Consider the following 13,116-nt stretch of genomic DNA (forward strand, 5'->3'; position numbering starts at 1 on the left):
CGGCTATGAAATAAGCCCAACCTGGTATATTCTAGTAGACATGATAATGACGGTTGCAACACTTTTTCTAGGCTCCTCACTGGGGACGATTCTTGCGAGATTGTTAGTCAAGGCAACAAACCTACAACTAATTAATCCAACCATACCGGGAGTATCAAGTAATCTGGTAATATACAAAACCTTTGACTTTGTCGAATTCATTTTTGCCATCATCGCAACGCTTGGACTATTTTTCGTTAATTACGTGATTGAGAGAAGATATTTAAAGAACGCCAAAGATAATAATATCACCAAAACACCTAAAATATTTTTCTTAATTCTTTCGAGTGTTATCTTTGTTCAGACACATTTTGTAACTTCATCCGGGAAAATTGTTTTAGTACTTATTGGTGTTATCGAATTACAATACCTTTTATTGAACAAATATCCTTTTAGGAAATTTCCCAAAAATGATATTATCTTATTAATTACTAACGGTGCTTTGACGGGATACTGGGGATTATTGATTGCAAATACATTTACGACAAGTATTGCTATTCCGGTTTCAATTTTCTTGTTTTGTGTCTTTTGGTATGTATTACTCGGCCAAAGATACAAAAATATATTACTTAGTCCCTTCCACTTAGTGCTTCCACTTGGATTATTTTTTCCGACAAACACGGGTTTCTTGTTTATTCTTGGGGGAGTTAGTGTGTTTTTAATTTTACTTTTTAAAGACAAATTTTCAAAGTTATCGCACACTCGGCAAAAAAGGACGGACAACATTTTGTCGTTTCTTCAATATGTTGGATATGGAAAAATAAACTTCAATTTCGTTTACTCCTTTTTATATCCTGTGTTAATTATCGTGGTTATATATTACAACCCGCTTTATTATGCAGGTAATCTAGATAGTGTAGAAGAAGGTTTTTGGTTAGCTTGGCTAGAGAGAATGAAAAATGGTCAGCATATATATAGAGATTTTGCCGCATACCATCCTCCGTTTCTTGCGTGGGGTATGTATGCGTTTGTTACTATAACCGATTTTACAATCAAAAACGTCCGGTTATTCTTACATATCTGCCAAATAATATCCGCAATTATTTTCTACTTTTTTACTAAAAACTTAGTATCCAAAAAAGTAAGTATACTTGCTACATTTCTTATTTTCCTATCAGCAACATATACCCCGGTCAGAAATAATGTTGAAATACGAACAACGATCGGATTGTTGGCAATTCTATTTTGGTTTTATTATTTACAATATAAACATACCGGATTGTTGATATTTTCTGGCTTGATTTCTTCGATATCATTATTTACAAGCACGGAAGTCGGAATATCCGTAACTCTCGCCATTGCACTATCAATACTAATTACCGGCAGTAATAAACCCAAAAGTATTGTCATATATTTGTTTGGGTTATTTCTCGGGGTAACGCCTGTTGTTATATATCTGGCAATAAACAGTTCTTTAACACAATATATTTCTTACATCTTTTTCTACTCTTCAACCCTTGCACAGGGATATTTTAATACAGCGGTTGAAAGGGCAATTAGTACAGCCTTTTTACGTTGGCATTTGGTGTGGCAATATTTTAGTTCGACGGCATGGCTTACCGAATTCACACGTATGGTTTTTCTCACTACTTTTATTGTTGTTGCAAAAAAAGTGTTCGACAAATCAAAAAGTAGGAGAAATATTATTTTAACAACCTTAACTAATAAAGAAGTTCTTGCGTTTACCGTCGCGGTGTTTGGAATTATATTATTTAGATCGGTATTGGGAAGATCCGATTACTATCATGTTTTATTTGTCCTGATACCTGCATTACCACTATGTTATTTTCTATTGGAGAAATATGACAACAAGGCTGTATTCTCGACCGTTACGGCATTTTTACTATTTGTTGTCTTTGCGAAACCCGTCAACGAAACTTACCTGTCACATGTGCTTTTTAAATTCACTACTTATGCAACTATTGTGGATGAATACAAAAGTTATGACATACCAAATAGCCAAATTCTAGTAGGCACTGAAGTTGATGTTGATAAAATCAAAGAAGTTGTCGATTACATCAATGAAAACACACACTCTCGTGATACAATTTTTGTCTTTCCTTGGAATCCCGAATTGTATTTTTTGTCCGACATCAAAAACGCCACATCGTTTGATACACCGCATGCTTTCTGGTCTGATCATTTTCAAAATATCATGGTTTCAGAACTACAACAAAATACACCAAAGTTAATAATTCTAAATAAAACTTCTATATTTGGAAACCTTGGACCAAATAGCTTGCCACTAGTAAATGGATTTATAAACGATAATTATAAGGTTTCGAAAACATTCTACCCGTACGATATCTTGATTCCTGTGAATTAATATTATTGAGGTTTTCCCTAAATAGAAGAGAACAACTATTTTCTACCAAGTATTATTGGTTAATTACCTTGTATATATTTACACTTTTATTTTCAAATATTTTTATTAACCCCAGTTGTGTTTCACCAAGTTTAGCTCGTTGTCCATTTACCCAATAGATATATTTTATGTTGTTTCTTCGTAAAAAATCTTGTGCATCGTTTTGATTAAGTGTGTTAATGAATACGTCGACTTCTTTGCGCCGCGCTGGCCAATCGTAGCCAGTAATATTTAAATTAACTTCGTCTTCGAGATAGACATCATGTTTCGACAATGCGGACACATACGCAGTCGATTCATATAAATAAAGTGGTCTGGGAGGATTTGAAATCGCATCACTTGCGGCTTTTTGGTCAAAGGGGTAAGTTAGTACAACACCCTCTTCTTGACGCGATAAATACTTTAGAGCCGATAATTCATCCAAGGGTAACATTGCCGGAGGCCTGTGTGGAATATATACATATAAAAGCGTTGTGATGGTTGTTGGTAGTGTAAAAAGAATAACACATAATCCCAGCACTACACTAATTACGGTTTTTTTGTTTATTAGAGTAGCAAGCTCAATCCCGGCAAACACTCCCGCAAATATTTGAACGTAGTAAAAAAATTGTATTGTGTTCCACGGAGTTCCCGACTGAACAAAAAAAAGCGGAAATATTATACCCAATAAAATTAACGAGATCATAAAAATATCAATAAAGTCTGTTTTGTTTTTTGGAAATAGTCTCGTTGTGATATACCCAAGACCAATAATTCTTGTTCCCAAATTTCCGACAATAAACAACACCAGAGAAAATCCATAAAAGATTAATCCATTGATCCAATTACCAGCCAACTTGTAATTAACCATGGCAGCGCCAAATTTCTCCCAACCTACCCGGTCAGACAACTGCATCATTGTTTCCAAAAACCAAAACGGCGACCATACAATGGTTGTCGTATTTAGATTAACAAAAGGCAGAAAGACGATAAGTGAGACAATAAGAGCTCCTGAAAATATTTTCAGTACATTAATTCCTTTTTTTGCAATAACTGCCTTGTACATTCCAGAGCAAAATAATGCAAACAATACAAGTATTCCTGCATAGACTTTTATCGAAATCAGAATGCCAAATAACAACGTCGACATCGTCAAACTCTTTTTGTCAGTGTGAGATACTCCATTTAACATACTATTTAACCCCACAAAAATAATTAAAATTGATAATGCAAAAGGTGGATTAATAAGTGTCGATATTGATTGTTGCGACCAGAAAGTACTTTCTCCGTCAAAACTACCAGTTTTTATAAGTGTAATAATCCACCCCAAACTTCCACCGAAATATACAAAAAAAGTTGAGAAGAAGGCGGCAAGATGCGACTTTTTCCAATTTAACACAAATCTGTATACTGCATACCCAATTCCCAAAGACATAAGAATGGGTACTAACTGAAAATATAAAGTAATTACGGGGATGAAAGTTAACTTATGTAAAACCGCAATAATTATATCAAAGCCCAAATGATAATTTTGCAATGGTTCTCCTGAGAATATCGGCATATTCAAACTTCCTCTAAGTAAACTTTCTATAACGGCTATATGCCAAATACCGTCGTGGCCATTTGCGCCCCAAAATCCCAAACCATAAGTGTACGCATAACCACTTTTAACCATAGTAGTCGACCAAGCAGTACTCGCTACAATTATTAAAATCAGTGAATAGTAGTTAATTTTTCGAAAACAAATTTTTTGCAACTTTTTTAACATCGCCTGTTATTGAATCACCAACTAAATATCTAAGTGTCGACATATAAACTACCATCCCTGTAAGCGATAAAATAATTACCGATAGTATATTTCTGGGTAAAAAACTTCGTATCACAATTAGTATCACCGCCATGACGATGGTCCCAAGTGTTGGAGTAAAAACACTATCTTTGATGGAAAAGTTTATGTGGTGTTTGGTTACAATAATTGCAATGATCGAACTTGAAGAAACAAGCGCATATCCAACGGCAGCCCCGATATATCCGAAATTCAGTGCTAACACGGGAATCAAAACCCATGCTAAAACCGACCACATTATCATTAAGCGAAACGTAACAGTAATTTTACCGATAGCGTTTAAGGTGTTGGTAAGCTGTGTCGTTACTGTCGCAAAAACCGTATCTATACCGATTATATAAAGGGGGACAAGTGCAGGTAGCCATTTTTCATATCGTGGAATTATTTCAGTTAAAGTAGGTGCTAAAATCATAAAACCGGCAAGGGAAGGAAAAACGAGAAAACACAAGAAAAATATTGATCTTGTTACTGAGTTAGATAAATGATCCCTGGAATCCTGCATTCTCGAGAACGCAGGAAAAGTAACTTTTAATACATTGTCCATAAAAAGCCTTAATGGATATTTAGCCCATTTCTGTGCCCAACCTAAATAACCAAGACCAGCAGGTGTTAGAATTCCACCTAAAAATGCCGTCAATCCATCATCTTTGATTGTTGCCAAAAATGTATTGGCTTGATAAGGTACACCAAATTTTAAAAGTTTTTTCAGCGAATATTTTGAAAATTTCAATCCCGGTAACCATGGTTTTAAAAGATACATAGCAATTAGTCCAACAATCCCTCTTAACAAAACTGCATATGTAAATGCCGATATTCCGTATCCTTTCCAAGCAAAATACACAGCAACAAGATGATAGACAACCGTCTCCAATACCTGCGGCAACACCAAGCGCGAAAAATTCAACTCCCGCTCAAGTAGAACTGAGGGAATTGTTTTAAGGGAAGACATTAAAAGTGAAATTCCCAATGCATAGAATAGAAGTACCCCCTCGTGGGATAGGTTATAGTACGCTTCAAAATAAGGAACAAACACAAAAAGAACAACAAGTAAGGTGATAACAATAAATTGCTGTACAGTAAATGTTGTTTTTAAATCAGCATCAGTTACTTCCTTTTTGGTCTGAATTAGGGCAGCAGCTAATCCGACATCAGAAAAGTATGCAAGAAAATTCACAACGGCGGAAACAACAAAAAACACTCCAAACTCGGCTGGGCTTAGAAATATTCCCAAAAAGATGCTAGCAATAAGCGCCATAATTTGGAGAAGAAAAGTGCGTCCGGTAAGGACAATTATTCCCTTAACGGCTCTTTCTTTGACTGTCTCAAGAGTGATTTCCAACGTATTATCAAAACTCTCTCCCGGTTCATTTTCCGTCTTTGACATATTTCAATTGTACACGAAGCATGAATGTAAGTTTAGAGTAGACATGGTTTTCAACCATTAACGAATACATATTTATGTGATAAAAAAATGCTATTACTATCAAGATACAATGTATCGTTTCAAAGTTACCACGAACTAATATTCGTCGTAACTTTATTAAGTTTTAGATGTGGTGACAATTCTTCATCCAAGCGAGAAATCGCGTGATAACACGAAAAGAGAAAGCAAATATATTATTCGATTAGTAGTTTCACTAATTGTTGGTCTTTTGATTCTTCTTCCTACACTAAGCATTATTAACACACCTGGATTTCTCCGTCGGGCAACAGGTTTAAATATCTTCTCGAGTCAAACCACTCCTGCCGGATATATTGATAATTACCATGGGAAACATACGTCTATTGTCAATAATAAAATATATCTTTCGACAAAGATAATATTTTGTTGGCGATGCTTTAGCAATTTCGGACAATAAAATAAAAGAACATGACTTGACGGTCGTTCAAACAATCACGTATTCCGATTGGAGTAAGGCATTTATAATTGTAAAAACACCGGGTCATAATGAGCCATAAAAGCTACTTTTTCGCCAACTTTGTGATTCAATTTGAACCACCCTTATACAAGATAACTAATATAAAATCTCGTTAATATTTTTAGTTGCAATCACGTCATAAAGACTAATGATATTGTAGGTAATGCAAATGTAAATTTGTTTTGGCTTATACTCTGAGTTAGTATAAACGTATTAAAAAAATAATAGTCTAAGTTCACAACACCACACAAATATAGCTGTGATTTATCGTGTATGAATGGACAAGAAGATAACAAAACAATCAACCGACAAAACTTACTGTTTATTTGATGCAAGGCCGGATTTACGTTTTATTACCACATAAAATATTAATGTGGTCCACGTTAACGCTGATACATAATTACTTATACTTCGGATTGGGGTATTGGTAAATTCCACTCTCAAATTGTGAACACCCGGAGAAAGATCAACATACATTCTCCCCCATTTTTCATCTTGATCAACGTAGTTAATACTTTCAACTTCATCCACATACACTTTCCAACCCGGAAACATAAAAATTCCAAGTCTAATTACAGCCGAATCACTCGTCACATTAAGTCTTATTCTTGCCCAATCAGTTCCCAATACGCTCTCTGCCACACTCCCCTCACCTTTCATAAATTCAACCAATTGATGCATTGGTTCACGCGGAGCCATCTCGGCTGTTGCCGGTAGATAATCATAAATACCAGCTGTTTGCTGCAAATCCCATGCTGCGCCTGAGAACTTTTGCTCATCTGTCAGGGGACCCATTTTCCCATTCTCGGGAAGAAAATAATTCCAATTAGGAATAACCACCAGTGCAACGAGTGTTATTATTACCAGATATTTCTTCTCAGAAATAATTAAACGCGCAAACCATCTTTTTGTTGATTTATACTCATTTAAAAAATATGGTATGAAACCGACAACAAGTGAAAAAGAAAATATAACTATGGTTAAAAATCTCCATGGAAATTGTGAATAAGCTAGCTGTGGAAACAGTTGCCAAATTGGAGTCGATTTGGAATGTGTCATAAAAGCTGTTATCCACCCGACGACGAAAAAATAACCGGTTATAAGTGCGACCTTGTCGTTTAATAGATGTTGATACAGATTTTTCTGTCTGACAAGTTTAACACATCTGCCAAGCACTAAAAGGGCTACAACAATCGACAAAATCCAATAAATATAACCAACCTGAAAACTCATGCCGTCATCATTTACCCCCCATACAGATGGTCCATATCCCCAGTAGTTCGAGAAAAGTAGTTGTTTGATACTGACAAAATGCGCGGTATAGTCATAATACCCAATCAACTGTCCTCTAATTTGCGTTAGACCATTTTCAACAATTGCAGGAAGTGTAAAAAAGGCTGAAAAACACAATGCCATAATGCCGGATATCATTAGATTAAAAATTATTCTCCAATTTTTAGATATCGCAATAAATAACACTACCCATCCAGCAAATACAGGTGTAAAAATCATCAACATTAAGTTATGCGACAGCATCAAAAAAGCATAAGAAACTGCGAGTAAAACGGTCCACTTAGTTCGCTTTGTGATATTTTCTTCGCGGATTAGTTGCATCGAAAAAAGAAGAATAAGTGGAAAAAAGACCAAAGCCCATGCCTCGTTCATCGCACCTCGAACATAAACATCTACTGCGTGATAAGGAGCCCATACGTAAAAAATCGAGGACAACACACCACCTGCTCTCCCAAAGATGTTTTTTACAAGATAATACATAGCCACACCGGACAAAATAATTGCAGATGCAAAGGTATATCGTGCGGTTTCTACAAACGTTGCCCCCATGAATCTGAATATTTGCCCAAACATGTAAGGAAGAGGTGGATAAAAATTGAAAAGCGGGAAACCAAATCCATACCCCATATCCGGCACCCAACGGCAGGGAATCTGTCGATCAAGTAAGCATTTTTCAAACTGCAGTTGCCTCATCATTTGCAAATCGTCATGCATGTTAAAATAACCGGACTGAAAAATTAAAGTACGGGAAGCTAGGATTGCAAAAAATATCACCACCAGAAGCGCAAATTTATTACCCTTGGTTTTATTTTTAAAAAAGAACATGAGATAAATGTTAACACAAATTAAATATTACTTAATACCAAATATTTCGCTTAATCCTCCTTGCAATATTACCCCCTCCTGATCCCAGACACTAAACTTCCAAGACTGTTTTGGGTCATTTTTCCCGACGAGCTTAAGTTGGGTTGTCTTCAATAATTATAAACTGTCACTGTCGATTTTTCACTTCACTCACTTGAAATAAATATAGAGTATCATGCAGACCGTGTTGCACATATTCTCTCGTATTCATCGGTCTATCCGCTTTTATCCAACTTTGTACAAGTTCCAATCCAATATCTTCGGGATCTGATTTGAATCTCGAACTGTTCACAACCAGATATGTCTGATTTCCGGCTTGGAATGATTCAATTAATTGAATTGGCACCTCAAGAAAATTCAAACCTACACCAATCACAGTTATTTCAGGCAAATCATTAAGGTATACTTGCATCGCGTCGGGTAAGGTTCCGAAATAACCTTCTGTCCCAACAACGATTTTTTTGGATGGATCGGAATTATACTTGGCCCGTATTACATTTGACGCCTCTTTAATTCCACCCCCTGCCGTCCATTCTTCTAAATATCCGGATCGCTCACTTCTGGGAAGATTCACCTTTGACGGGTTGGTCACAATATAGTAATCACTTTTCAAGGAAATTAAGGTAAATATAAAAAGTCCAAAGAGTAGCACATCTCTCACTTTCAATTTCAGACCAGGTCGCTCGTTACTTAGCAAAAAGGATGAAGAGGCAAGAACACAAACAAAAGGCAGAGTAAACAAGATATATCTTGCCGTTAGTGTTTTGGAAAGACCGGAAACGACAAATATGGGAAACACTATCCAGACAAGAAGAAGTAATATTTGCTTGGGAAATTTCTTGTAGTTACCAAGTAGGGCAAATAGTGAAAAAATAACAATTAACCCCGGACCAAGCATTGTATAGTATTCCAATGACCGATCAAGATACGGTTTCAAGGGATCAAGTGGAGAACTAATAATGTGAGAAAGTGGATAAACATAATCTTTGGTTCGAGAAACAAGCAAATTGAAATTCGGACCCAATCGCAATATGTTGTAAATCGCAAATCCCATAACGACAATCACCACCCACAAAAACGACATCTTTAGATAAAACACACCCCGTTTTTTATCTGGTAATTTATTTACCAAAACCGTAGTCGGTATTAACATGGCAAAAAAGGTCGCAGTAGATTTGGTAAGCAGTGCCCCTCCGAGCAAAAAACCGGTTATCATTGCCATATCCAATCTCAAATAGCGAATAGTTAGTATCGACAATACAACAATCCACACGCCAAACATGGAAAGTAGCGAATCAACCAGCGCCATGCGGTCAAAAAATACCGCGAAGGGTGAAAGTGAGTAGATATATGACGAAATTAATGCAACATATTTTGATTTAAATAAAAGATAACTTAATACAAAGACTGCCACAATCGTCGACACACCAGCCAGTCCAGATACTACTCTTCCGGCAATAAGTGGATCGGCAATAACTTTCATAAATGGAATTACAATCCACATAAATAGCGGTTGCTTACCATCCGACAGCGGCAAGAATCGCAAAGTCGGTTCCGCTCTCATTACCTGACTCCACCTTACATATATCGCTTCATCCGCAAAAATAGGTAGTGCATTTAGATTGTAAAATCTCAACAATGCCCCAGTAATAATAATCAAAAGTCCTACGAGTAGTGAATTCTTCCACTGAGCTATTAGTTTAGTCATTATAAAAAGAGGTTACTTAAACGTTGTACTTACCCTGTAACGCATTCAATCTTACTTTAACTAGATCGGTTAATCCCTGCCATGAATCTTTTACTGCCGATACCCTTTTTGATCCTTTATGTTGCCATACAACCGGAACTTCTTCGACTTTCAGATTTAATTTTCGTGCAATGTACAGTATTTCAAGATCAAATCCTGCAGTTACTGCTGCACCTTCAACGGCTTTTTCTTTAAATACTTTCAATCTACTAAATATTTGACGAGCAGCTTCTTTTTTAAATGCCTTAAACCCGCATTGGGTATCCTTGTAGGGTAACTTCAAAACAATTGCTCTGAGAATGGAAAACCCCGAAGCCATTGATTTTCTAATTAGTGGAGCTCCTTCTCTTCCACTCCTTGAACCGATTACAATATCGGCAGAATGCTTTCGATTTAGCAGTTTACCTGTTTTTGGTTCATACCCAAAATGGAGCCAGAAGTTCTCAATCTGATTAAGCGAAGTCGATTGGTCCATATCGGTAAATAAAATAATATCTCCTTTTGCAGCTAAAACACCCGCTACTACCGTCCCACCCTTTCCTCGATGGGGTTCTTTTAGCAGTCGAAAGCCTTTTTTATTATTAATATATTTCGCCACCATTTCTCTGGTTTTGTCCAATGATCCATCATCAACGATTAACACTTCCCAGTCGTATTTTTGTTTTATTAGGTAAATGTAGATATCAACAAGCACTCCATCTTTGAGGTTATGAACTTCGTTATAAGCAGGAACAACGACTGACAATAATGGCTTTCCCATATACACATTGTAACAGATCAAAGCTATTCCATTAACTTGTAATACACTTGTGGGAACCAATCAGAGATTCGAAATCAACTTGGGTAAAAACTTCGGATCTAAACATATCAACGTGATGATTAACTTCATTAATCACGTCACTAAAATTTAGTGTATCTGGAGTCTTTGTAGCAGAAAAATCACAAGGTGCTTGATAAATAATTACTTTGGTCGGAGAAATATAGTTATGTGGATTATTTCCATAGCGTGTAGCGAGTAATTGCTCTTCTTCGTGTTCTTTTTTGGCTATCAAAGCTTCAAATTGCGCAACCAGTTTCTCAAATTGGGTAACAATTTCTTCGGCAAGATACGTAGCATTATCGGAATTCAATGCTTTTTCCAGCTGAAGTAACTTGTCCAACATCACATCGTGTAAGCATTTTTCCTCCCAGATGTTGTCAAAACCAGAACTACTATCAACTTCCAGCCATTCGGTATTTATATTTTTTCTTTGCTCTCCGATTCCGGCAACCTTTTTTCTCTCATCATATAAGGTTGTTGATTTATTTTTCCGTGAAGACAGTTCATTAACTGTTTTATTAATTAAACTAATTACTGTGTCAAATTCTTTGATTGCATCACTTACGAAACCGGGGGTATGTATCGATGTCACCGTCAAACCACGTATATCATTCATTAGCTATTAATTATATTTTTAACACAAAGATCATTTTCGGCGTTACATAAATCGTTTGCGCCTTTGCACCGAAACACCACCAAATTTAACTTCTTCCTCAACACTTCCTATCCCCATTTGACGCACAAACCAGGCATCAAGCCGTTCCGGATGGGGAGGATCAACTTCGTACACCGTATACAATAACTCTATCTGTTCGTCGCTTGGTTTATACCCATATTTTTCCGGACCATACCATGTAAACAAATATGTATATGAGTAGGGAATTACGGGTGGCACATAAACATCTACACTAAAATCTCTACCTGCTGCATCTTGGTATAACCAATCGATTGCTTGTTTCTGATTACCATACATGACCGTTTGCGGACCATCTACACCGGCAATAATGTGATAACGCGTAACCATACCGTTCCAAGATAAAAACACATAGAAAAAAACGAGAACAAATATTTTTCCGATTTTGAATTTCCATATCTGCCCCAGGACAATTCCAACCAACAGTAAAAATATTAAATAGTAACCGGTCAGATAATAATCATAAACATTTCCGGAATTACCCTGGAAAAACAAAAGTCCGATAATAGGAGATACAAGTAGTATTAGTATTATTTTAATACCATCGTTTTTTAACATCATCGGCAACCGGATAATAAAAGCTGCTGCAAGAACCATAAGTAGTACTTTCTCCCTTGGTCTGATCCAGTGAAATATTTTACTGGCAAACACATCGTAGTAAAAAGGTAGTCTGATCTGTAAAACATCCCAAAAGTTCTTCTTGAAACTTTCGTCATCGACAAAAAATTTCTTGATATTATTGCTTAGAATCTGATCGTGTATAAAATCAAATACGACCTGCGGAGCCAGTGTAAACAAAAATGCGGCTATAGCCAAAACAAGAGTTGTAAGATCGATTACCTTTGATAATTTCCATTTCGTTTTTGTTAACTGCCATAAAATAAAAATTGCGAATGCCGGAAAATAAAAGAACTCCCCTGCCGACCCAAAGTGGAATAACGACATTCCCGATACAAAAGAGAGTGTAATCCATGCCAATCGAAGTGTATTCGACCTATTTTTCAAACTGATATTTTTATTAATAACCCACAACATCCAAACTACCACAACCGACAATAGCAACATGGGTGTCGGGTTAGACAACCAACGGGAAGCAACCATTATGTAAAAGGAGAATGATCCCAACAAAGCCGCAAACAGACCAGTTGCTCTATCTTGGATTTTTGCTCCTAAATAATATAAAAGTACAACCGCCAGAAGTGTAGTAAATGCCAAAAAGTATGCCGGCCCAAGAGGGTTCCCACCGCTTATTAAATAAAACGGTGCGATCAAGTAATAATAAAACGGACCCCTGAATATTCCGGCAATTCCTGTTGTCGGACCGATTAAGAAGAAATCTCCTTTGTGCCACAAATCCCAAATTATCAAAGCGTCACGCCCTTGATCGTAATAAAACCCTAGAATCTGGTCGGTTCGATAAGTTCTAATAAACCATCCACCCAAAAGTATAACGGTAAGTAAAAAATAGGTAATTCTATGACTTCGTATTTCTGTCATAAGCTTACTGTAAATTTTTCTCATGTTTTTCCGTAACTTAGTAACCAACATTA

Annotated in this window: 8 protein-coding genes; 1 reads left to right on the plus strand and 7 read right to left on the minus strand. The window is 36.4% G+C overall.

The features are described 5' to 3' along the window. Positions 1-46: 46 nt before the first annotated feature. Entirely contained in the window at positions 47-2,365 is a 2,319-nt protein-coding gene (locus tag IPM62_04735) for a glycosyltransferase family 39 protein (GenBank protein ID QQS38660.1), read from the plus strand. A gap of 52 nt (positions 2,366-2,417) precedes the next feature. Here IPM62_04735 and IPM62_04740 read toward each other — a convergent pair whose 3' ends face one another. From IPM62_04740 to IPM62_04770, 7 genes are all read right to left on the minus strand, one after another. Next, entirely contained in the window at positions 2,418-4,151 is a 1,734-nt protein-coding gene (locus IPM62_04740) for a hypothetical protein (protein ID QQS38661.1), read from the minus strand. Continuing rightward, positions 4,111-5,613 carry an oligosaccharide flippase family protein gene (locus IPM62_04745; protein ID QQS38662.1) on the minus strand — a complete coding sequence of 501 codons (1,503 nt, stop codon included), beginning with the start codon at positions 5,611-5,613 and terminating at the stop codon, positions 4,111-4,113. The genes IPM62_04740 and IPM62_04745 overlap by 41 nt, the downstream gene beginning before the upstream one ends. An 850-nt stretch (positions 5,614-6,463) precedes the next feature. Further along, on the minus strand, positions 6,464-8,155 hold the full coding sequence (locus IPM62_04750) for a hypothetical protein (protein QQS38663.1): 1,692 nt from the start codon (positions 8,153-8,155) through the stop codon (positions 6,464-6,466). A gap of 277 nt (positions 8,156-8,432) precedes the next feature. Further along, positions 8,433-10,013, minus strand: coding sequence for a glycosyltransferase family 39 protein (locus tag IPM62_04755; protein ID QQS38664.1), 1,581 nt, complete (start codon positions 10,011-10,013; stop codon positions 8,433-8,435). A gap of 16 nt (positions 10,014-10,029) precedes the next feature. Continuing rightward, positions 10,030-10,812 (minus strand): glycosyltransferase, encoded by a 783-nt coding sequence (locus IPM62_04760; GenBank protein ID QQS38665.1) that lies wholly within the window; start codon positions 10,810-10,812, stop codon positions 10,030-10,032. A gap of 31 nt (positions 10,813-10,843) precedes the next feature. Beyond that, positions 10,844-11,488, minus strand: a complete 645-nt coding sequence (locus tag IPM62_04765; protein QQS38666.1) for a hypothetical protein — start codon at positions 11,486-11,488, stop codon at positions 10,844-10,846. Positions 11,489-11,530: 42 nt separating this feature from the next. Beyond that, a complete protein-coding gene (locus IPM62_04770) occupies positions 11,531-13,063 on the minus strand; it encodes a hypothetical protein (GenBank protein ID QQS38667.1) in 1,533 nt (510 codons plus the stop codon). Between the last annotated feature and the right edge of the window lie 53 nt (positions 13,064-13,116).

This window comes from Candidatus Woesebacteria bacterium, from assembly GCA_016700095.1.
GTDB lineage: Bacteria > Patescibacteriota > Microgenomatia > UBA8517 > UBA8517.